Here is a 21,341-nt window from a genome sequence, read left to right as displayed (position 1 = left end):
ACCAAATAGTTCGCAGGCTTCTGTTCGAGTATGCCCTTCCTGAACGAAAGAGATTACACGTTTTCTAAAATCAATACTATATGTCATGGTTCTATTATATCATGGATTTTAGAGTGAAACAACTATAATAAAAATATAAACTAAATGACTATAACATTCGCCGTATCCATAGTCCGCAACAGCAGAAATAAAAAGTTCTACTTCCCTACTCTTTCCATAAAGCAAAAGACTAGGTCCCGGCCTAGTCTTTCTTTTCTTTTTTGTCTTTTGTCTCTTCTTCTACTGCAAGCGGTGTGAGGAGGATTTTGAGCTTGGTCACACGACCATTTTTGACCTTATCATTGATCATGACCAGATGATAGCCGTGGTTGTCCACCTCGTAAGCCTCTTTTTCTTCCTGACTAGGAATGGTTCCGAGACCTGTCAGGTAGAAACCTGCAATCGTATCCACATCATCACTATCTAGCTCTGTTCCAAAGTGTTCATTGAAGTCGTTCAGGGTCATATTTCCTTGAACAATATAGGTATGCTCTGCAATTTCCCGAACAAAGACTTCCGTCTTATCTGTCTCATCATCAATTTCCCCGACAATTTCTTCTAATAAATCTTCTAGGGTAACAATCCCTGCCACACCACCGTACTCATCAAGGAGGATAGCCATTTGATTTTGGGTGTTCCGCAAGGCCTTTAATAAATCATCAACAAAGATAGTCTCTGGCACAAAGAGCGGCTCTTGCAAAATACGGCGAATGTTCATATTTTCAAAACCATTGGCAAAGCCTTCTGCTAGAATCTTTTTGGTATGAATCAAACCGATAACATTGTCCTTGTCGCCGTCATAGACTGGAATCCGTGAGAAATTCTGCTTGAGAATCTCCGCCATAATCGTGGCTGTATCTTCTTCAATATCCACCATGAAAGCATCGGTACGCGGTACCATGACCTCACGCGCCATCATTTCATCCAGCGAGAAAATCCCCTGTAACATTTCAATTTCATCAGCGTCTAGGGTCTCCTCACTCTGGGTGGTTAGAATGTACTCAATCTCATCGCGGGTCATCTTCTCGTCTGCGTCATCAAACTGCATCGGTGTCACTCGGCTGATCAGATTGGTCGCAGCAGACAAGAGCCAGACAAAGGGGCTGACAATCTTGCCGAGAAAGAGGATAATAGGCGCGGAAATCACGGCTAGATTTTCTTTCATATTCATGGCAATGCGCTTGGGATACAGTTCTCCAAGAACGATTGAAATAAAGGTCAATAAGGTGAGCGCAATCCAGTAACCACCAGTCTTAGCCGTGGCAGAATTGCCTAACCAACCAGCAAATACAGCACCTAGATCACTTGCAAGGCTCGCCCCTGACAAGATACCGATAAAGGTAATACCGACCTGAATGGTAGACAGAAAATGATTAGGATTTTCAAGTACATTTAATAGGCGGATAAATTTTTTCTCTCCCTCTGCTGCTTTTTGTTCAACGCGCGAACGATTGAGAGAAACCAATGCCATCTCAGAAGCTGAGAAGAAGGCATTGAGTAAGGTCAACAATAAGAGTAATAAAATTTGTAAATGAATGGTCTGACTACCGGGGTCTTCCATGATGTGTATGTCTCCTATAAAAATATATAATAAGATTATTATACCACGTTTTGAGCAATCTTGTCACCCAGATATGACTAAAAAATGATCTACCCCTTTTTTTATTGTTGATAGGTAGCTGTTATAGCCAATGCTTCGACCGATGACTTAAAAAATCCAACTTCCTTTTCCAATTCCATGATATAATAGTGGAAATGATATGAAAATGAGGTACACTATGATTCTTTCGATGCAGGAACTTTCCTATCGCAGACAGGGTAAAACGATCTTAGATCATCTTTCTTGGGAATACAAGGAGGGAGAACAATGGGCTATCCTTGGTCTCAATGGGGCAGGAAAATCCACTCTGTTGCGGATTTTAACAGCGGAATTTTGGAAGAGTTCTGGAACATTGAGCGTTCTAGGAGTTGAATTTGGCAAAGGAGACATTCCAAGTCTACGCACAAAAATCGGGATTGTCGGCTCTTTCCTAGCAGAACGTTTTCCGACAGACCTCTTTGCCGAGCAAATCGTTCTCACCGGAAAATACAAATCTTCTATTCTCTATCGGGAGTATGGTGAACAGGAATTAGCCCAAGCCAAAGATATGCTTTATCAAATTGACGCAGCTCATCTGATTGGACGAACCTATGCTAGCCTTTCTCAAGGCGAACGCCAACTCCTGCTCATCGCCCGCAGTCTCATGGAAGAACCAGAGCTCCTGATTTTAGATGAGGCGACTGTTGGGCTAGATTTACTGGCGCGTGAACGTCTGCTCAAGTATATCGAACAGATTTGTAGGCTTCCCAAGGCACCCGCCATTATCTCTGTTACCCATCATGCTGAAGAAATCACCCAATCTTTCACCCATGTTCTGCTACTGAAAAATGGGCAAATTCTTGCCAAGGGGAAGAAGGCAGAAATCTTAACCCCAGACATCCTCCACCAATTCTACGACCAAGAGGTTGAATTGATTCCACTGGGAGATGATCGTCTCTTTATCAAACCGCTAGTGTGAGCTTAACAACTATACGAATACTCTTGAAAGATCACATGAGGCTTGATAATATTTTATTATAGCCGTTTAGTTTATTTTTAGTACTAGGCAACGAGTCGCAGGTAGTACTGAAGTACAGCAAGACGAGTTAACGAAGTAATAAAAGATAAACTAAATGACTATAAAAGCCCGAAAAAGAGAGACAGGTGCTCTAGCTTCAGCTAGTTATAAATCTCATTGCTGTTACAGGACAGGCTGAAAATCTCCACTGGAGTTTTTCACTCGTTGTATCCCCTATTTTTAGTGACTTTTAAAGGTCCTTGTATCTTTTTGGGCATAATTCATCACATCGTAAGGGAGGGTATTAACGGTTTCCTTGAGGGAGTAATTTTCTAGGTTATTGACATTTTGTCGCAAATACTTGGCATAGCTAGCAGAAATCAGTCCTTGGTCTTCATATTCAAAGATAATCTTACGCTCAAGATAGTAGCCTCGCATCATTTCATCAATGTTGTTGGGCTTCATCCGCGTGATAACCCGCTCAATAAAGGCTCCACTACCGATAATAGCAGTCTCGCGCAAGCGAGCGTCCTGCAAGAAATTGACTAGGGAATTTTTATAAATCCCTTTCAAGTGCTCCAAGCTCTCAACGATAACCTCGGTATTTGCTAGATAAAGTTCTGCAATACTTTCAATCTCGTCCTTGGTCAAATGACGCTTTGCTTTTCTGCGCCATGAGCGAAGTTTCGCTCCTAGGGTTACAATCTCATGAAGAATAAAGCGGGAGATGCGCCAAAAGACAATCCAGAAATAGGTAAAGCGAGAAGCCAAATTACGGTTGATCCGTTGCTCCATGGCTAAGAGATAGCGCTGATAGAGATGATAGGAGCGGTCATCAATCTTCCCTTCTTCATAGGCCTGTTCCAGACCATCATTTTCAATACTAAGAATCAAGAGTTGCAGACTTGCCAGATCCTTACGAACAGACTTGTCTTCCTGTTCCAAAATCAGGTTTTCAATCCGCCCGTGATAGTTATCAATGGCTGCATAGAGTGGTCCCTTGACCTTGGTATGGGCTAAATCGGCTTCTAACTCGGTCACGACATCATTTAAAATGGCTATGTGCATCAAGTAATCCTTGGTCTCTTCCTTAGTATCAGACAAATGTGGGAGCACCACCAAGCCAGACAAGAAGCTCAGCAGGGTCACCCCTGCTACGATAAAGAGCAAGAGCGGATATTCACGTTCTAAGGTCGCTGGAATCAAGAGAATAGTCGCAATGGACACCGTCCCTTTAACGCCTGAAAAGGTCAACAAGAGGCTGTCTTTTAAAGCATAGGACATCTTCTTCTTTAACCACAATCCCCTAAAGACATAAAAGCCATAAATCATGAGGAAACGAATACTGAACATCAAGAGGGTCAGCACAAAAACCGTCAGCAGCAAGAAAAGGTTATCATAAATCGGATTGCGCAAAATCGGCTCTAAGATCAGCTGTAATTCGATCCCTAAAATCACAAAGACAGAACCGTTCAACATGAAGGTCACCGTGTGCCAGACTGTGTCCGTCACTGTATCTACTTGCGCTTCTAGTAGGGTGATATTTTTAAAACGACTTGCCTTCAAAATCCCTGCAACAACGACTGCGATAATTCCTGATACATGAATTTCTTCCGCCAAAAAGAAGGTCAGCAAGGGGAGGCTCAATTCGAGCAATAATTGCCCCGCAATATCAGAAGCCCGCACATTTAGGAGTAGGCGGTGCAGCGTATGATTGAGAAAGGCTGTAAAGGCTCCAATGGCAAAACCACCGATAATCGAAAAGAGCAGGGAAACACTCGCCTTTTCTAGGGAAAAAGCACCGGTCACCCAAGCGGCTACGGCAACCTGAAAGGCGACTAGCCCACTGGCATCATTGAGTAGTCCTTCCCCTTTTAAAATGCTTTCGACCCGTTTGGTAAAGGTAAAGCGTTCAGATAAGGAGGCGAAAGCTACTAAATCGGTCGGACCAAGAGCAGCACCAGCTGCCAAACAGGCTGCTAGTGGCAGACTTAGCCACAAGACATGCGCCATATAGCCGATACTCAAGGTCGAAATAAAAATCACAGGGAAAATCAGGAATAGAATAATCCGCCAGTAGCGCAGGATACTGGTCACATCACTCTCTTCTGCTTCACGAAACAAGAGCGGTCCAATGACTAGGGCTAGAAAAGCCTCTGTATCCAGATGAAACTCCCCCGACGGCAACCATAATCCCAATAAGATCCCTGAAACAATCTGTAAGAGGGGCAGAGGGAGGCGGGGAAATAATTTATTAGCCGCATTTGAGGCAATCAGAACCAATAAAAATATAATCAGATAAAGGAGTACTGTCATCCACCACCTCCTTATTTTTTATCGCAACACTTCTCAAATAAGAGCCGCTGCTCGGAAATCTTTTCATCAATTTTAGACACATCCCGATGCTCGATCTGTTTCTGACAGCGTTCCATTTCAAGACTGACCAATTTCTGTTTGATTTTAGCCATTTTTTTGCTCATAGGCGCATGATCAAACTTCCTCGCCAATTGCTCACCTGCACTAGAATCAACGTACTTACTTCTAAGTCCTGCCAATTTTTCCTGTAAATATTTTTTATCCATGGTTGTATTCCTTTAATTTTTCAAGCATTACTAAAAATGGAGGGTGATTAACCTGATTGAGGGTGCGATAGATGGTTGCTGTAAACTCCTGCTGGGAAAGGCGACTAGCAAAGTCCAGCACCGCATCACGCTCCACATCTCCACCCTGATGACCATAGTAGATCATGACGGCAATCCGACCGCCCGGTACCAAACGCTGGCATAATTTTTCAAGCGCCTCAAGGGTCGTCTGGGGTTGGGTAATCACAGACTTGTCTGCACTAGGGAGATAGCCTAGATTGAAAATCCCTGCTTTGACCTCCTTAACATAGGCATCTAATTGTTCATGTCCTGTCAATATCAATTCGACATTTTCAAGACCTGCTTTTTTTAAGCGCTCCCGTGTTTTTTCAAGCGCCTGCTCTTGAATATCAAAAGCAAGGACTTTTTTAGCTCGCTCAGCGAGGAACAAGGTGTCATGCCCATTTCCCATGGTCGCATCCACTACAAGATCTTCCCTAGTCACAACTTCTGCCAAAAACTGATGAGCCATCTCTAATGGTCTTAACATGTAAATTTCTGCTCCTTTGCCTTGCAACCTTGAACGCTCCCACGACGGCGCATTTCGCTTTCAATCGCATTCAGCACCTCCCACTTATTGAGGCTCCACATAGGACCTATCAGCATATCACGCGGGGCATCTCCTGTAATCCGATGAATGACGATATGCTTGGGGATAATCTCCAACTGATCACAAATGATCTTGACGTACTCCTCTTGGCTAAGCAACTGCAAACGCCCCTCATGGTAGTCTCGCTGCATTCGCGTATTGGTCATCAAATGCAATAGATGCAATTTTATTCCCTGAATATCATTATCTGTCACGCAGCGGCGGACATTTTCTAGCATCATCTCATGCGTCTCACCCGGTAAACCATTGATGAGATGAGCGACAATTTCAATCTTGGGAAACTGACGCAAGCGTTTCACCGTTTCAACGTATAACTCATAGGAATGGGCGCGGTTAATGAGGTTTGACGTTTCCTCAAAGGTCGTCTGTAAGCCTAATTCCACCGTTACATGCATGCGCTCGGACAGTTCGGCTAAATAAGCAATTGTTTCATCTGGTAGACAATCTGGACGAGTCCCGATATTGATGCCGACCACTCCAGGCTCATTGATGGCCTGCTCATACCGCTCTCGAATCACCTCGACCTTATCATGGGTATTGGTGAAATTCTGGAAATAGACCAAGTATTTTCTGACCTCGGGCCACTTGCGGTGCATAAAGTCTATTTCCTTGTAGAATTGCTCCCGAATGGGCGCATCAGGTGCGACAATGGCATCTCCAGAGCCTGACACTGTACAAAAAGTACAGCCACCCTTTGCCACCGTACCATCACGATTGGGACAATCAAACCCCGCATCAATCGGTACTTTAAAGGTCTTTTCTCCAAATAATGTTCGATAATAATCATTCAGCGCATTGTAGGATTTCATTCTCCTATTCTACCACATTTCCAGAATTGCAGGATCGAAAACATTAAAAATTTTATCTTCCTTCTTGTTTTTTCAATTTGGATCACGAATCAATAGATATGAAGACTATTTTATACATTTTTTTAGGAGCCTCTATTGGTTCATTTCTCGGTGTGGTCATCGACCGTTTTCCTGATGAATCCCTGCTCTTTCCTAGCAGCCACTGCAATCACTGCAAGCGACCACTCAAATGGTGGGATATGATTCCGATTCTCTCCCAGCTACTCCTGCTCTCTAAGTGTCGCTACTGTAAAGCAAGGATTTCTTACTGGTATATCGGACTGGAGCTGATTTCTGCTGGACTTACGCTCCTACTCTTCAATGGCATGCTCTCTCTGTTGCAAGGCTCCCTGCTCTTTGCTGGGCTAGTCTTGACTATCTATGACATCAAATACCGAGAATACCCGCTGATGGTCTGGCTCTCCTTCACCTCTCTAGCCCTTCTACTGTCAAGTCTCAACTGGGTCTTCTGTTGCTTCATTTTCCTTGGACTACTCGCTGAAACCTACAAACTCAATATCGGATCGGGTGACTTTTTCTACTTAGCCAGTCTGTCGCTATTCTTTTCCCTGTCTGACCTCCTCTGGATTATCCAACTAGCCAGCCTACTAGGAATTGTAATCTTTCGTGTGTTCAAGCCTACATCACTCGCCTATGTCCCCTGTCTCTTTTTGGCAAGCCTCCTCGTACAAATCTTATCCATTTTTCAATTATAGTCGCTCAGTTTCCTTTTATTACTTCGTTCACTCATCTTGTGTAATTGAACTTAATCGCTTCCCTATTTCCAAGCGCATGAAAAAACAGACACCTAACTGTTTTTTTATGCTATACTATTAGTAACAGGAGGAGAATAATATGAACATTTATTCTGATGATAGTTTAACCTTACATACAGATTTGTATCAAATCAATATGGCTCAAGTCTATTTCGAGCAAGGCATTCATGAAAAACATGCGGTATTTGAGGTCTATTTTAGAAAGCTACCTTTTCATAATGGGTATGCAGTATTTGCAGGTTTGGAACGGATTGTTCACTACCTGTCCAACCTTTCATTTACCCCGACCGATCTAGATTATCTACGCGAACTAGGGTATCCAGAAAACTTTTTGAACTATTTGGACCAATTAGAGTTTTCCCTCACCGTCCGTTCTGCTAAAGAGGGAGATCTGGTCTTTGCCAATGAACCCATCATGCAAATCGAAGGACCGCTTGCCCAATGTCAACTGGTTGAAACAGCTATTCTAAATATCGTCAACTACCAAACCTTGATTGCAACCAAGGCTAGACGGATCAAAGCCATTTTAGAAGATGAACCGCTCCTTGAATTTGGAACCAGACGCGCTCAGGAAATGGACGCCGCCATCTGGGGAACACGCGCAGCCTTTATCGGTGGCGCTGGTGCGACTTCAAATGTCCGCGCTGGGAAAATCTTCGGTATTCCCGTTGCGGGTACCCATGCCCATGCCTTGGTACAGACCTACGGCAATGACTACGACTCTTTCAAGGCCTACGCTTCCACCCATAAGAACTGCGTTTTCCTTGTCGATACCTACGATACCCTCCGGCTCGGTGTCCCTGCTGCCATTCGCGTTGCCAATGAATTTGGGGATAAGATTAACTTCCTAGGGGTACGGATTGACTCTGGCGATATGGCTTACATTTCTAAAAAAGTGAGACAACAGCTGGACGACGCAGGCTATACCGAGGCTAAAATCTACGCCTCCAATGACCTTGATGAAAACACCATTTTAAACCTGAAAATGCAAAAGGCTAAAATTGATGTCTGGGGTGTCGGCACAAAACTCATCACCGCTTATGATCAACCAGCCCTAGGTGCTGTCTATAAGATTGTCTCTATCGAGGATGAAAAAGGACAGATGCGTGATACGATCAAGCTATCCTCCAACGTGGAAAAAGTATCGACACCGGGTAAAAAACAGGTCTGGCGCATTACCAGTCGTGAAAAGGGCAAAACCGAGGGCGACTATATCACTTTTGCGGATGCGGATGTGACTGAAATGCAATCCATCCACATGTTTCACCCGACCTACACCTATATCAATAAAACCGTGACAGACTTTGAAGCCCTACCTCTCCTAGTAGATATTTTTGATAAGGGCAAACTCATCTATGAATTGCCAAGCCTACCAGATATTCAGACCTATGCCCACGCGCAATTCGACAAACTCTGGGATGAATACAAGCGCATGCTCAATCCTCAAGACTACCCTGTTGACCTAGCCCAAGATGTCTGGGATCACAAGATGAATCTGATTCAGCAGGTTCGCAACCAAACTCAGTCGATCCAAAAGGAGAAAAAATGAGCCTACAAAAAACCATCATCCGGCAATTAGGGGTCAAACCTGTCATCCAGCCACAGGAAGAAATCCGTCACTCCATTGATTTTTTAAAAGACTATCTCAAAAAACACCCCTTTCTGAAAAGTTATGTTTTAGGCATTTCTGGCGGTCAAGATTCGACCCTCGCAGGTCGTCTGGCACAGCTAGCCATTGAAGAAATGCGGGCGGAAACAGGCGATGATACCTATCAATTTATCGCCGTCCGCCTACCCTACGGCATTCAGGCAGACGAAGAAGATGCCCAAGCAGCCCTTGCCTTTATCAAGCCCGATGTCAGTCTGGTCGTCAATATCAAAGAGAGTGTCGACACCATGACCGAGGCTATAAAGGCGACTGGGGTTGGTGTGTCTGATTTTAACAAGGGAAATATCAAGGCTCGCAGTCGCATGATTGCCCAGTACGCTCTTGCAGGCAGCTACTCTGGTGCGGTTATCGGTACAGACCATGCCGCTGAAAATATCACAGGCTTTTTCACGAAGTTTGGTGATGGGGGCGCAGACATCCTACCCCTGTTTCGCCTCAATAAGCGCCAAGGAAAAGCCCTCTTGGCAGAACTTGGAGCAGACAAGGCGCTCTATGAAAAGATTCCCACAGCTGATTTGGAAGAAGATAAACCCGGGCTAGCAGATGAGGTTGCCCTCGGTGTGACCTATGACAACATTGACGACTACCTCGAAGGAAAAAGCATTGATCCACAAGCCCAGACGATTATCGAGAATTGGTGGAAAAAAACCGAACACAAACGCCACTTACCAATCACCATCTTTGATGATTTTTGGAAATAAGATACGAGATTGTTAAAAGCCTTGTGGAGTTTTTCAGCTATCTCCTTAAAAACGTTTTACCTGCATAACTATGAAAAACTAGAAAATACAAAACAAAAGCGCTCCTACAAAATTTTTGTAGGAGTGTTTTTTAGATGATGCGGCGCTCTTTTGATTTTCAAAGAAGATGAGTAGTAAGGATTGGCTTCTGGTCCGTGCTTGAAGATTTTTCAAAAAGGTCTATAATAGGTCTTAATAGAAAAGGAGGACCTTATGAACTCATTACATCAATCATTAACAGATCAGTTCTTTGCTGATTATGAAACCAATCATCAATTTGCGGCAATGGAAAATGCAATCACACACAATGGTATCTATACTTCTCTTGAGAAACGTAGCAGCAGCGTGGAAAACGACCCTGTCTTTTCCATTGATTTGACCAAGGACAAGGTTAGCAACCAGAAAGCCTCTGGTCGTTGCTGGATGTTTGCTGCCCTAAATACTTTCCGCCACAAAATGATTGCTGGTTTCCAATTGGAAAATTTTGAACTCTCTCAAGCGCATACTTTCTTCTGGGACAAGTACGAAAAATCCAACTGGTTCTTAGAACAAGTCATTGCGACAGCCGATCAAGCCTTAACCAGTCGTAAGGTTAAATTCCTCTTGGATGTTCCCCAACAAGACGGTGGTCAATGGGATATGGTTGTATCCCTCTTTGAAAAATACGGAGTAGTGCCTAAGTCTGTCTATCCGGAGTCTATCTCTTCTAGCAACAGTCGTGAACTCAATACTGTTTTGAATAAATTGCTCCGCCAAGATGCACAAATGTTGCGTGAGTTAGTAGCACAAGGAGAAACAGCCGAAGCCATTCAAGCGAAAAAGACAGAACTCTTGCAAGAAATCTTTAACTTCCTTGCTATGTCACTTGGATTGCCACCGCGTACCTTTGATTTTGCCTACCGTGACAAAGACAACAACTACTATCGTGAGACAGATTTAACCCCACAGGAATTTTACAAGAAATATGTGGACATTCAGTTGAACGATTATGTCTCCATTATCAATGCGCCGACTGATGATAAGCCTTATGGTAAGTCTTATACTGTTGAAATGCTTGGAAACGTAGTCGGTAGCCGACCTGTCCGTTACCTCAATGTTGAAATGAAGCGCTTGAAAGAACTTGCTATTGCCCAGATGCAGGCGGGTGAGACCGTTTGGTTTGGGTCAGATGTCGGTCAATCAAGCAACCGTAAGACAGGGGTCATGGTAAATGGTATGCACGACTTCAGCTCTAGCATGAATATTGACCTTCACCAAGACAAGGCGGGCCGTCTTGATTACAGCGAAAGCCTTATGACCCACGCCATGGTTCTAACTGGGGTGGATCTTGATGAAAATGGTCAATCGCTCAAATGGAAGGTTGAAAATTCATGGGGTGATAAGGTTGGAGATAAGGGCTACTTTGTCGCAAGTGATAGCTGGATGGATGAGTACACCTATCAAATCGTCATCAGAAAAGACCTGCTGACAAAAGAAGAACTCGCAGCCTATAATGCCGAGCCAACTGTCCTTGCGCCTTGGGATCCAATGGGATCTTTGGCAAGTCAGATGTAAGATTGGAAAAAACCATCGCTTACAAAGTCTAGCCTAGAGTATCCATATCTATCTGGCAGCATGCAGCAACTATGGTATAGTCATTTAGTTTATATTTTTATTACTTCGTTAACTCGTCTTGCTGTACCCCAGTACTACCTGCGACTCGTTGCCTAGTACTAAAAATAAACTAAACGGCTATAAAAGGGAAAATCTAACAAGTGATAAAGTATCCTTTATAGTCGGTTCATTTATACTCGTCAGAATTTGATTTTTGATGGGTATAAGCGATTATAATATAAGAAAATGAGGTTGGTAGAATCTACCAACCTCATTTTCTTATAACGACACCCGTTATCTCATACTCTATTACCGGGAGATAAGCAGACGATTGTACAGAATTTCTAAACGAACACCTTTCATATCCTAGTCACTATCTACGATTTTCCTTTCCTTGAAGTCGTACGCATCTTTCTACAAGCCCGCTTCCACATGCCATAGGTCAGATAGGCAAGGAAACCTCCTAGGGTGTTTGTCCATAGGTCATCAACTTCAAAAACACGACCTACATCAAAGAGGAAGTCCAATAAAAGCTGGAGACACTCGATAGACAGACTAAGCAAAAAGCTGTAAAGGACAACTGCTTGAAGGCTCTGCCATTTCTTGAAAAGAAACACTAAGGCTAGGACAAGGGGATAGAGCAGGAAAATATTGGTCAGATTTTGAAGCAGGAGCAGCCACCAATCTGCTAAACTATCGAGCTTACCTGCGTTAACAAAACTGTTGAAAGGGATCGGAAGAATATAGAGCCTGCCAATTTGGACAAGACCGGGTGTCGAAAACATCTTATACTGGGGATAGAAGCTCTGGGGCAGAAAGCACATGCAAGGGATTGCAAGGGCATAAATCCGCACCCAGAATAGAACGATTTTTCGGCCAAAGGGGGTCAAGTCTCCATTCCTTTGAAAGAGGTGTTTCATGCCTTGATGCCTGCCTTCGCCTTGGCTGCTGCCACGCGAGCACGCGCTGATTCCCGGTCTTTTTTCATCGTGTTAGAACGCAACTGACCACAAGCCGCATCAATATCCGTACCATGTTCTTGACGAACGACACAGTTTACACCATTTTTCTTGAGGCGGTCATAGAAGGCTGCCACACGTTCGGGTGTGGAACGACTGTACTGGTCATGCTCGCTCACAGGATTGTATGGAATCAGATTGACGTAGGACAACTTCCGGATATTCTTGGTCAAATCCGCCAATTCTTGAGCCTGTTCTACACCGTCATTGACCTGATTGAGCATAATATACTCAAAGGTAACGCGACGATTGGTGGTTTCAATATAGTCCTCAATCGCTTCAAACAAGACCTCGATTGGAAACTTGCGATTGATACGCATAATGCTGGATCGAATGTCATTATTCGGTGCATGGAGAGAAACTGCCAGATTAACCTGCACACCTTCTCTAGCAAATTCACGAATTTTCGGTGCTAGACCAGAGGTTGAAACGGTAATGTGCCGAGCACCAATCGCCATCCCCTTGTCATCGTTCACAATCCTTAGGAAATTGAGGACATTGTCATAGTTATCAAAAGGCTCCCCAATCCCCATGACCACGATATGGCTGACGCGTTCTCCCTGATGACGGTCATCAAAGTACTTCTGAACCAACATAATCTGCGCCATGATTTCACCACTATTCAAATCCCGTTGTTTGCGAATCAAGCCAGAAGCGCAGAAGGTACAGCCAATATTACAGCCGACCTGGGTCGTCACACAGACGGACAAACCATAATGCTGCCGCATCAAGACAGTTTCAATCAGCATGCCATCCGGCAACTCAAAAAGGTATTTGACAGTTCCGTCTTTTGATTCTTGCACAATGCGCTGCGTGAGAGGATTGACCACAAAGTGTTGATTGAGCTTGCCAATCAAATCCTTAGAAAGGTTGGTCATCTCCTCAAAAGCCTGTACACGCTTACGATAGAGCCACTCCCAAATCTGACTGGCTCGGAATTTCTTTTCTCCCTGTTCCAATACCCAGTCTGTCAAATCAGTACGACTAAGGCTATAAATTGATGGTTTCATAGGTCTCCTACTTTTGGCGGATCACAAAGCCTCTTTTGCTCTCTTGTGATTCACGCTGATTCTTTTTCTTACTCTGTTTTTTAGTGTGTTCTGGTTTGTTGTGCTTGTGTGAACGCCAGTCATTCTTCTCGCCTTTTTCCTTTACGATAAATGAACGCTGGGGCTTGCGATTATTACGACTACGGCGTTTCCGACTTGGTCGTTCTTCTACTTCAATAGACGGTTCTTGCGGTCTAGCATTACCCAAAACAAAATAGGCGCAACCAAAGTTACAAAATTCTGTCAGATAATCATCTAGGCGACCTATTTTCAAATCAGACTTAACCGTCCTGTCCTCCCTGTAAAACCCTTTCAATCGAAGCTGTTCATTGCCCCAATCTCCCACAATGTAATCAAATTTAAGCATGAGGGCAGAAAAACGTTGCCCAAAGGCTGTCTGGTCAAAAGCGTCGCGGTAGTCTTCTAAGAGGTCTAATTCAATATTTTCTGCGACAACCTTGTCCCCGACACGAGCAAAACTAGGTCCAGGAAATTTATTATAATTGTACAATTCAGGTGCGATTTCCTTCTTCATCACTCCTCCTTCTCTCTTTTTCTATCTAACCTTATCATTATAACACGACTTGACACCATATTGATAGAGCCAAGGCGATAGACTAGAATTTTCAGAACATTCTCATACTCTCTCTAACACAACATTCCCCTTTGAAGGGTTCCTAATCCCCAATGAAAATCCACTTTCATGAAAGGTTGAGAGCAGTTTAGCAAAGCTACTTTCCCCACTATCGAAAGATAAGGATAAGCAAGCTAGTTGAAAAGCAGTGATAACTTTTTCAATCATTCGACAAGCAAGTTGCTTTTCATTGCATGTCAAGAGACAGCTGTTTCACCTATCTTTTATAGCCGTTTAGTTTATTTTTAGTACTACCTGCGACTCATTGCCTAGTATCAAACTCTACCAAAAAAGAGCCTTTATTGGCTCTTCGTTTTCTTGAGATAGTCAATCGCTTCCTTGACATTCGTAACAGGTACGACTTCAATGTCAAGATTATTCTTTTTGACAGCCTCCATTGCTTCTTCATAATTGGTTTTCGCATTGGGGTTTTGCTTTAAGATTTCTTTATCAACAGGATTGTTGGGTACAAAGAAGACACTTGCCCCTGCGATTGCTGCGGATAAGACTTTCTTGTCTGCACCCCCAATATCACCAACTGAACCATCTTGCTCAATCGTTCCTGTCCCCGCAATCATACGACCATCCCGCAAATCAGGATCCGCCAACTGGGTATAAATCGCGAGGGTAAACATCAAACCTGCACTCGGCCCCCCGATATTGCCTGTCTGAAAATCAATCTGCTCCTTACTTTTTACCTCGGTATGGTCAACGAGACCAATTCCAATCCCATTTTTTCCATTTGCTAGCTTGATAATTTTTCCATCGGCGGTCATTTCTTGTCCCGCGCTCAAATAGCCTACTTTCACATCACTGCCAAGCGTCAAGCCACTGACGTATTCAATCAATTCAGGTGAACTCTTAAAAGTTCTGCCATTGACACTCACGACTGTATCGGCAATATTCAAGATCTGCTTAAAGGTGGAGTCTTCAGCAACGTTGAGGATATACACGCCGAAAAACTCTAAAGAGGCCTCTTTCTTTGCCAAGGTCAATCCTTGGTATTTTGCCATATTCTGCGACGTTTCCATGTAGAATTGACTAATGCGGTAAAAATCTTCCGTATCTGCACCCCCTGCCAATTCTTCCTTAGGAATCACATCAGAATGAGAGTCAAAGGTAGCAAGTAAGAGCTGAACAGCTGTTGCTGGCTTGACTTGTATATAGACAAAATTATAGGATCCCGACTGTTCATCTGGCTTATTATCCACTGTCAATACTGTACGAATATCCGCTGCACCACCGGGACTTTCGATATAGTAGGGGAGAGGGTAGATAAAGGCAAGCCACAATAGGACAGTCGATACAATAATCGAGAGAATCAGGTATAATTTTTTATTTTTCTTCATTTTTCATCAATTCCTTGCTAATGTTTTCAGGGACGTAGGGGCTAACATCTTGTCTAAAATGCAACAATTCCCGTACTTGACCCGAGGAGACAAACTTGTATTCTGGCTTCGCCAACAGATAAATGGTCTCTATGTCGGGAGCTAACTCACGATTGTAAAAGTCAAAGCTGGCTTCATACTCCAAATCGATCCCGTTGCGCAAGCCACGCACCAGATAAGTTGCACCAATTTTTCGTGCCACATCCACCACCAACTCATCTTGAGCCAGTAAGACCTTGACCCTCGGTAGCTCTGCGACTGCTTCTTCTATCAAGCGTTTACGCTCCTCACTCGCAAAGAGACCCTGCTTGTGTGGATTGACAAAGATCCCCACATAGAGGACATCAAATAGTTGACTGGCTCGTTGAATCAAGTCCAAGTGCCCATTCGTAAGTGGATCAAATGACCCTGTAAAAAGTCCAATTTTATCTGACATAGACTGCTACCTTAGTAATTCCATAAATTTTTTCTTTCCAGATACCCAAATCTGCAATTTCTTCTGGAAGTTGAACCTGCTTATCAGTCTCACAGACCACCATGACCTCTTCTGCCAGAAGATTTTTTTGACACAGATCTGTGATCGTCTCTACAATCGTCTCCTCGGCATAGGGTGGGTCTAAAAAGACTAGGTCAAACGGCTCTTGCACCAGCTGTAACGCTTGTTTGGCTTCCATTGACAAGAGTTGAAACTTCCCTGCTTCCTTGGTCATAGCGATATTTTCCCGAATGATGGCCTGCGCCTGCCGATCCCGTTCTACCAGAACAGCCTGCGTCATGCCACGCGAAATGGCCTCAATGGACAAACCTCCGCTTCCTGCAAATAAATCTAAAACACGTCCCCCATCAAAATAGGGACCAATCATGTTAAACATCGCACCGCGAACCTTGTCTGAAGTCGGACGTGTGGTCTTACCTGGCAAGGTTTTGAGCGGTCTTCCACCGTAATCTCCCGAAATAACTCTCATAGCTCTTATTATAGCATACTTATCTCTAATCTAATACTCCCCAATTTGTAAAAATCAAAATCTGGAACTGGCTAAAGCTGAAACAGTTATGTCTCTTTTTCGCACAGAGTTTAGGGCGTGTTCAGTTAAGATGTGAAGCCGTTAAAAAACCGACTGAAAATTAGGAAACATGACGAAGAAGCGTAGCTTCTAGGAATGTTTATCTATTTTCCGAGGTTTTAGGCTGAACTCAATTCCCCAAGATACGAGAGCGTTTGACACGAGTTTCACTCGTTTTATCTCCAACCTTCCACAGTCTATTCCTAGACTGTTTGACACGAGTTACACTCGTTTTATCTCCAACCTTCCACAGTCTATTCCTAGACTGTTTGACACGAGTTACACTCGTTTTATCTCCAACCTTCCACAGTCTATTCCTAGACTGTGGAAGCGAGCAAAGCAAAAATAGGAGTTTTGACGAGTGAAAAGCTCCAATGGAGGTTTTCAGCCTATTTCCTAAAGAACCATCATCAGCTAAAACTGAAACAGTTATCGCTCTTTTTTGTACAGCTCGTAGTCCTAGTTCAATTACACAAGATGAGTTAACGAAGTAATAAAAGTAAACTGAGCGGCTATAACGACGTCAGATTTTGATGTTTGACAAGTATAATCTGTAAAAAATATAGAAAAAGAGTATTCCTACCCTTTTTCTATATTCTCTAATTCATTTTTACTTTTCCATCCCAGCCATTTAGACCATAGCTCAAAATATAGATGTCTTTATAACCATTCTTTTTCAATAGCAGAGCAGCTTGCATGACCAATTGACCGCGATCATTTTCATAGAGCAAGACAGGCCTGTCTTTCCGAAGAGCTGCAAGACTTTGCTTCAATTGTTGAGCAGGGATATTGCGCGCACCCATAATATGCTTTTTTCGATATTCTGCAGGTTCACGCAAATCAACCACTTGACCACCGTGAATTTTTTCCGCAAATGCATGGTTTTCCACCACTTTTGCTGCTCGGCGTAAGCGCCAGTAATTAAAACCAACCCAAACTCCTAATACGATTACAACCAACAATAAAACATAAAGCGTTGACATTGACTACTCCTTTTTCTCTTGATACTCTAATTCCAAACGATGTTCCCGTCTTAAAACCAACTCAGCCTCCATATAGTCCAAGCGATCTAGCAGCCCTGCTTCATAGATCCGATGCAATTCAATCTGCATCATCTCAATGTCATACAAGCGATTGCCCATATAGATAATGATTCCAAATTGCTTTAATAACTGTTGCACATCATAAAGTTTCTTCATAGAAAAAGTGTAGCAAAACTTCATCAATATTGCAATAGCAAAAAAGAGGTGAGGACGTTTGACTCAAGCCTAGTTCACTTTATCTCCAACCTCTAACAGCCACTGGTTTACAAAGAAAGAAGCCTGCTTCTTCTATTTCCAACTTTTAACAGTCTACCAGACTTTAAAACCAGCCATTTTCTTTGGCGATATTAATGGCTTCGGTGCGGTTGCTAGCGTTGAGTTTGCTGAGGATCGTAGACATATAGTTGCGAATGGTGCCATTTGAAAGGTACATTTGGTCGGCAATTTCTTGGTTGGACAGGCCTTTAGCGACTTTTTGCAGGAGGAGTTGCTCCTGACTGGTCAGGGGATTTTTCATGACGAAAAGGCTCTCCATAAGCTCTGGGGAATATTCTTTTTTCCCCTGAAGCACGCGCTCAATGGTTCTCATCAAATCAGAAATACTGCGTTCTTTTAATACATAGGCATCCACGTCCGCTCGGATGGCGCGTTCGAAATAGCCCGGTCGTTTGAAGGTCGTCACCATAACCACTTTGAGATTCGGTAAGGCTTCTTTCCCCCATTCCAGAACATCTAGACCTGTCATCTCGGGCATTTCAATGTCTAAAATAGCAACATCTACGCTTTTCTCTTGTAAGATAACCTGTGCCTCCAAGCCGTTTTTAGCAGGGAATACCCGGTTTACACCGTCCTGTAATTCCAAGAGTTGGCAAAGCGCATCGCACAACATACTTTGGTCTTCAGCGACTAATATGTTCATCTTTATCTCCTTTCGGAATCTCCAGCTGAATCTGCGTTGGCTGTTTGGCAGAGACAATCGCCACCCTCCCTTGGTAGCGAAGCAAGCGGTCCCGAATCGAGTGTAATTCCTCACCTGTCACCTGCTCAAAACCAATCCCATTATCTTCCACTAGAACGCGAAGCAAGCCGTCTTTTTCACTCAACTGAATCCGACAACTACTTGCCTGACTATGCTTGATTAGGTTGTTACACAGCTCTCGCAAGGCCATGGTCAGAGCAGCTTCCTGCTCCTTGCCCATTTCTACCACTCTTCCTTCAACTGTCCAGTCAACCCCTGCTAGCTCTAGCATATTCCCTAAAATCTGCAATTCTTCTTTCAGGCTATGTTGCTTCACAGCTTGGATAATTTGCCGCACTTCCTGCATAGAATTTTTTGCAATGTCCTGCAAATCTTGAACCTCTTGCCTAGCCTTTTCATAGGCGCCATGCTCCATCAAGGTTAAGGCTAGCTCACTCTTGACACTCATTATCGCAAAGACATGCCCGAGGGTATCATGTAAGTCTTGCCCAATCCGATTGCGTTCATTTTCAGCCAAAAGTAGGTTAATTGAAGCATTTTTTTCAAACAATTCATTTTCTATTTTTTGTCTTTTGACCGATTGCTTCATCGCATACATCATGCCAATGCAGATTATATTCATCGTCAAGAGAAAAATTTGTGTGGAAAAATCCGGAGCCAGTAAAATGGGATACACTGTCGCAAGTAAGACTAAATAAAAGCTACAGTATCGAAACCCTGTTATCTTATCTTCCTGAAAACGCCATGTCAGGAGGTTCGATAAGAAAAAATTAAACATGGAGATTGTAGGGTTCTCCATAAAACTGATAAAGACAACATAACAGCATAGATAGAGCCAGAGAATATTGACCCTCAAGGAATGCTCCATCACCACCACACCGATATAGGCAACTGCAAACATCACTGTCATGATAAATACGTAAAATGGATAGTCACCTCTTACGGAGTAATAAAGAGGAAATACCAAGTATAATAAAGATACATAGTACATGGTATGAATTTTTTTGAGATTGCTCAGTAATGTCACCTTATCTCACTTCCTGCTTCTTTTTTAGCACTAGGGCTAAACCTGCTACTATTATAGTATAAAGAAAGACCATTAGTAAAGACTGAAATTGTAGCACTTTCTCATTGACATAGACAAGCACCAACTGATTGGCATAGTAAGACGGTGTAAAGTGAGCCATCACCTGCATCCAATCCGGTAAGCTGTCATAGGGCATCCAGCTACCGCCAAAAATTGCTAACACAAAATATAACACATTGGCTACAACCGTCATCGTTTGCTGGTTATGGAGCAACGTAAAGGCTAAGCCAAGAGCTAAATACACCATGCTCGTTACTAGAAGTAAAAGAGCTGATACAAGCCACTGTTCTGCTGTCATGTCCACATCTCGAAATAGTGCTCCAACTGCAAAATTAATCACAATGGAAATAATGAATGAAATGAAGACCCTTAATATCTTAACGATATAGTACTGGTATAAGGGAAGAGGGGAGTGTTGAATCTGTAAAAACCAACGGCTTTTCACATCCTCTTCCAATATCATCGGAAAACTAAATAAACCAAAACTACTCATACTGAAAGCCGTCATGGTCAGTAGATAATTTTTCGTCAGGGCGGCCACATCTCCATAAGAAGTATCAAACATAGCCGAAAATAGGAGAAAGAAGAGCACAGGCATACCAATTCCCATGATAAAGCTCGCCAAATTCCGTCTTGTTAAAAGATATTCAATCCCCAATAAAGCTTTCATCTTTCTTCCTCCTTAGTAGTATCAAATAGGGTATTCAATAGCGTTTTATTGGTCATTTCAATCTCAGCAATCGGACAGTTAGCATCCTGTAAGGCCTGCCAGACTGCCTCCATATCTTTTGCCATAAAACGGATTTGGTCATCGTTGACTTCCATACCATAGATATTTTCCAACCCCTCAACAATAAACATGTAGTCTCTCGGAATGATAAATTGTTTTTCTTGCTCCTCTGAACGCATTTTAAAGGGGGTTGTATCCCGTAAGAGCTTTCCCTTATGCAAGACCAAGATTCGGTCAGCCGTATGCTCTACTTCTTCAATATAATGCGAAGAATAGAGAATGGTTACACCACTTTCTTTTAAGCTGTGGATAATTTCCCAAAAACGCTGACGAGTTGAGGTATCCATAGCAGTTGTAGGTTCATCCAAAAAGAGAATGGACGGACGACCTATCAAGATTAAGATAAAGGACAGCAGACGCTTTTGACCACCTGATAATTTTTCTGCCAGCTGATTTTTCTTCTCAGGAGAAAAGCAAAGCAGGTCATCCACTTCTTGATTGGATAAAGAATGGGGATAAATCCTTTGAAAAAAAGTAATCAGTTCCTTGACCTTGAGAGTTGCAGGCACCACATTTTCCTGTGGCAGTATCCCAACTACTTTCTTTAAGGTCGGGTCCGTCACCTGACGCTCCTGAATGGTAATGCAACCACTTGTAACAAACAAATCCCCCAATAAACAAGACATCAAGGTCGTCTTTCCTGCCCCATTTGGTCCAATTAGGGCAACGCATTCACCCTCCCCGATTTTAAAGGAAATCCCCTCTAAAATCTGCCTTTCTTTTATTCTTTTTGAAATGTCTTTCACATCAATCATCGTCATTTTTCAACTCCCT

General features: G+C 43.2%; 22 protein-coding genes. 5 read left to right on the top strand and 17 right to left on the bottom strand.

Translation table 11 applies throughout. The annotated features are described in order from the left end of the window. Positions 1 to 241 precede the first annotated feature (241 nt). A complete protein-coding gene (locus tag BU200_RS06250) occupies positions 242 to 1,600 on the bottom strand; it encodes a hemolysin family protein (protein WP_075099357.1) in 1,359 nt (452 codons plus the stop codon). Between the two features lie 217 nt (positions 1,601 to 1,817). Between BU200_RS06250 and BU200_RS06245 the strand changes: the two genes are divergently transcribed. Further along, entirely contained in the window at positions 1,818 to 2,597 is a 780-nt protein-coding gene (locus tag BU200_RS06245) for an ABC transporter ATP-binding protein (protein ID WP_075099356.1), read from the top strand. A gap of 279 nt (positions 2,598 to 2,876) precedes the next feature. On the opposite strand, the gene BU200_RS06240 is transcribed toward BU200_RS06245, so the two are convergent. The 4 genes from BU200_RS06240 to mnmL are packed head-to-tail and all read right to left on the bottom strand — an operon-like array spanning position 2,877 to position 6,697. Further along, on the bottom strand, positions 2,877 to 4,952 hold the full coding sequence (locus BU200_RS06240) for a cation:proton antiporter (protein ID WP_075099355.1): 2,076 nt from the start codon (positions 4,950 to 4,952) through the stop codon (positions 2,877 to 2,879). Positions 4,953 to 4,963: 11 nt separating this feature from the next. Then, positions 4,964 to 5,218 carry a hypothetical protein gene (locus BU200_RS06235; protein WP_075099354.1) on the bottom strand — a complete coding sequence of 85 codons (255 nt, stop codon included), beginning with the start codon at positions 5,216 to 5,218 and terminating at the stop codon, positions 4,964 to 4,966. Continuing rightward, on the bottom strand, positions 5,211 to 5,768 hold the full coding sequence (gene mnmM, locus BU200_RS06230) for a tRNA 5-(aminomethyl)-2-thiouridylate-methyltransferase MnmM (RefSeq protein WP_075099353.1): 558 nt from the start codon (positions 5,766 to 5,768) through the stop codon (positions 5,211 to 5,213). Before mnmM ends, BU200_RS06235 begins: the two co-directional genes overlap by 8 nt. Then, on the bottom strand, positions 5,762 to 6,697 hold the full coding sequence (gene mnmL, locus BU200_RS06225) for a tRNA modification radical SAM protein MnmL/YtqA (protein ID WP_075099352.1): 936 nt from the start codon (positions 6,695 to 6,697) through the stop codon (positions 5,762 to 5,764). The genes mnmM and mnmL overlap by 7 nt, the downstream gene beginning before the upstream one ends. Before the next feature lie 98 nt (positions 6,698 to 6,795). On the opposite strand from mnmL, the gene BU200_RS06220 reads away from it, so the two are divergent. From BU200_RS06220 to pepC, 4 genes are all read left to right on the top strand, one after another. Continuing rightward, on the top strand, positions 6,796 to 7,452 hold the full coding sequence (locus BU200_RS06220; RefSeq protein ID WP_075099351.1) for a prepilin peptidase: 657 nt from the start codon (positions 6,796 to 6,798) through the stop codon (positions 7,450 to 7,452). Between the two features lie 145 nt (positions 7,453 to 7,597). Further along, a complete protein-coding gene (locus tag BU200_RS06215) occupies positions 7,598 to 9,061 on the top strand; it encodes a nicotinate phosphoribosyltransferase (RefSeq protein ID WP_075099360.1) in 1,464 nt (487 codons plus the stop codon). Beyond that, positions 9,058 to 9,882: an NAD(+) synthase gene (nadE, locus tag BU200_RS06210; protein ID WP_075099350.1), complete on the top strand. Its 825-nt coding sequence runs from the start codon at positions 9,058 to 9,060 to the stop codon at positions 9,880 to 9,882. The genes BU200_RS06215 and nadE overlap by 4 nt, the downstream gene beginning before the upstream one ends. A gap of 252 nt (positions 9,883 to 10,134) precedes the next feature. Beyond that, positions 10,135 to 11,475, top strand: coding sequence for an aminopeptidase C (gene pepC, locus BU200_RS06205; RefSeq protein ID WP_075099349.1), 1,341 nt, complete (start codon positions 10,135 to 10,137; stop codon positions 11,473 to 11,475). Positions 11,476 to 11,891: 416 nt separating this feature from the next. Here pepC and BU200_RS06200 read toward each other — a convergent pair whose 3' ends face one another. The 12 genes from BU200_RS06200 to BU200_RS06145 form a co-directional block, all read right to left on the bottom strand. Beyond that, a complete protein-coding gene (locus BU200_RS06200; RefSeq protein ID WP_075099348.1) occupies positions 11,892 to 12,434 on the bottom strand; it encodes a VanZ family protein in 543 nt (180 codons plus the stop codon). Then, positions 12,431 to 13,543, bottom strand: a complete 1,113-nt coding sequence (gene rlmN / locus BU200_RS06195; RefSeq protein WP_075099347.1) for a dual-specificity RNA methyltransferase RlmN — start codon at positions 13,541 to 13,543, stop codon at positions 12,431 to 12,433. Before rlmN ends, BU200_RS06200 begins: the two co-directional genes overlap by 4 nt. A gap of 7 nt (positions 13,544 to 13,550) precedes the next feature. Beyond that, positions 13,551 to 14,117 carry a YutD family protein gene (locus BU200_RS06190; RefSeq protein WP_075099346.1) on the bottom strand — a complete coding sequence of 189 codons (567 nt, stop codon included), beginning with the start codon at positions 14,115 to 14,117 and terminating at the stop codon, positions 13,551 to 13,553. 398 nt (positions 14,118 to 14,515) lie between these two features. Next, positions 14,516 to 15,565 carry a SepM family pheromone-processing serine protease gene (locus BU200_RS06185; protein WP_075099345.1) on the bottom strand — a complete coding sequence of 350 codons (1,050 nt, stop codon included), beginning with the start codon at positions 15,563 to 15,565 and terminating at the stop codon, positions 14,516 to 14,518. Further along, positions 15,552 to 16,040, bottom strand: a complete 489-nt coding sequence (gene coaD / locus BU200_RS06180) for a pantetheine-phosphate adenylyltransferase (RefSeq protein WP_075099344.1) — start codon at positions 16,038 to 16,040, stop codon at positions 15,552 to 15,554. The genes BU200_RS06185 and coaD overlap by 14 nt, the downstream gene beginning before the upstream one ends. Next, a complete protein-coding gene (gene rsmD / locus BU200_RS06175; RefSeq protein ID WP_075099343.1) occupies positions 16,030 to 16,569 on the bottom strand; it encodes a 16S rRNA (guanine(966)-N(2))-methyltransferase RsmD in 540 nt (179 codons plus the stop codon). Before rsmD ends, coaD begins: the two co-directional genes overlap by 11 nt. 698 nt (positions 16,570 to 17,267) lie before the next feature. Further along, positions 17,268 to 17,651, bottom strand: a complete 384-nt coding sequence (locus tag BU200_RS06170; RefSeq protein WP_075099342.1) for a rhodanese-like domain-containing protein — start codon at positions 17,649 to 17,651, stop codon at positions 17,268 to 17,270. Between the two features lie 3 nt (positions 17,652 to 17,654). Further along, a complete protein-coding gene (locus tag BU200_RS06165) occupies positions 17,655 to 17,867 on the bottom strand; it encodes a YqgQ family protein (RefSeq protein WP_075099341.1) in 213 nt (70 codons plus the stop codon). Between the two features lie 163 nt (positions 17,868 to 18,030). Next, entirely contained in the window at positions 18,031 to 18,630 is a 600-nt protein-coding gene (locus BU200_RS06160; protein ID WP_075099340.1) for a response regulator transcription factor, read from the bottom strand. After that, the gene (locus BU200_RS06155) at positions 18,611 to 19,717 is read right to left on the bottom strand and encodes a sensor histidine kinase (protein ID WP_142237026.1); all 1,107 of its coding nucleotides are present in this window, start codon (positions 19,715 to 19,717) and stop codon (positions 18,611 to 18,613) included. Before BU200_RS06155 ends, BU200_RS06160 begins: the two co-directional genes overlap by 20 nt. A gap of 1 nt (position 19,718) precedes the next feature. Beyond that, a complete protein-coding gene (locus BU200_RS06150) occupies positions 19,719 to 20,447 on the bottom strand; it encodes an ABC transporter permease (protein ID WP_075099338.1) in 729 nt (242 codons plus the stop codon). After that, positions 20,444 to 21,328, bottom strand: a complete 885-nt coding sequence (locus BU200_RS06145; RefSeq protein WP_075099337.1) for an ABC transporter ATP-binding protein — start codon at positions 21,326 to 21,328, stop codon at positions 20,444 to 20,446. The genes BU200_RS06150 and BU200_RS06145 overlap by 4 nt, the downstream gene beginning before the upstream one ends. Between the last annotated feature and the right edge of the window lie 13 nt (positions 21,329 to 21,341).

Source organism: Streptococcus acidominimus (assembly GCF_001921825.1).
Classification (GTDB): Bacteria; Bacillota; Bacilli; order Lactobacillales; family Streptococcaceae; genus Streptococcus; species Streptococcus acidominimus.
Note: the sequence above shows the minus strand (reverse complement) of the source record. Positions and strands in the feature narration are given on the sequence as shown.

Bases quoted from the DNA above. Each gene is read 5' to 3' on its own strand.
- mnmM (WP_075099353.1), bottom strand. From the start codon at position 5,768: ATGTTAAGACCATTAGAGATGGCTCATCAGTTTTTGGCAGAAGTTGTG.
- BU200_RS06250 (WP_075099357.1), bottom strand. From the start codon at position 1,600: ATGGAAGACCCCGGTAGTCAGACCATTCATTTACAAATTTTATTACTC.
- nadE (WP_075099350.1), top strand. From the start codon at position 9,058: ATGAGCCTACAAAAAACCATCATCCGGCAATTAGGGGTCAAACCTGTC.
- rlmN (WP_075099347.1), bottom strand. From the start codon at position 13,543: ATGAAACCATCAATTTATAGCCTTAGTCGTACTGATTTGACAGACTGG.
- BU200_RS06220 (WP_075099351.1), top strand. From the start codon at position 6,796: ATGAAGACTATTTTATACATTTTTTTAGGAGCCTCTATTGGTTCATTT.
- BU200_RS06200 (WP_075099348.1), bottom strand. From the start codon at position 12,434: ATGAAACACCTCTTTCAAAGGAATGGAGACTTGACCCCCTTTGGCCGA.
- BU200_RS06170 (WP_075099342.1), bottom strand. From the start codon at position 17,651: ATGTCAACGCTTTATGTTTTATTGTTGGTTGTAATCGTATTAGGAGTT.
- BU200_RS06150 (WP_075099338.1), bottom strand. From the start codon at position 20,447: ATGAAAGCTTTATTGGGGATTGAATATCTTTTAACAAGACGGAATTTG.
- BU200_RS06245 (WP_075099356.1), top strand. From the start codon at position 1,818: ATGATTCTTTCGATGCAGGAACTTTCCTATCGCAGACAGGGTAAAACG.
- BU200_RS06160 (WP_075099340.1), bottom strand. From the start codon at position 18,630: ATGAACATATTAGTCGCTGAAGACCAAAGTATGTTGTGCGATGCGCTT.
- BU200_RS06240 (WP_075099355.1), bottom strand. From the start codon at position 4,952: ATGACAGTACTCCTTTATCTGATTATATTTTTATTGGTTCTGATTGCC.
- BU200_RS06145 (WP_075099337.1), bottom strand. From the start codon at position 21,328: ATGACGATGATTGATGTGAAAGACATTTCAAAAAGAATAAAAGAAAGG.
- BU200_RS06190 (WP_075099346.1), bottom strand. From the start codon at position 14,117: ATGAAGAAGGAAATCGCACCTGAATTGTACAATTATAATAAATTTCCT.
- mnmL (WP_075099352.1), bottom strand. From the start codon at position 6,697: ATGAAATCCTACAATGCGCTGAATGATTATTATCGAACATTATTTGGA.
- BU200_RS06165 (WP_075099341.1), bottom strand. From the start codon at position 17,867: ATGAAGAAACTTTATGATGTGCAACAGTTATTAAAGCAATTTGGAATC.
- pepC (WP_075099349.1), top strand. From the start codon at position 10,135: ATGAACTCATTACATCAATCATTAACAGATCAGTTCTTTGCTGATTAT.
- BU200_RS06185 (WP_075099345.1), bottom strand. From the start codon at position 15,565: ATGAAGAAAAATAAAAAATTATACCTGATTCTCTCGATTATTGTATCG.
- rsmD (WP_075099343.1), bottom strand. From the start codon at position 16,569: ATGAGAGTTATTTCGGGAGATTACGGTGGAAGACCGCTCAAAACCTTG.
- BU200_RS06235 (WP_075099354.1), bottom strand. From the start codon at position 5,218: ATGGATAAAAAATATTTACAGGAAAAATTGGCAGGACTTAGAAGTAAG.
- coaD (WP_075099344.1), bottom strand. From the start codon at position 16,040: ATGTCAGATAAAATTGGACTTTTTACAGGGTCATTTGATCCACTTACG.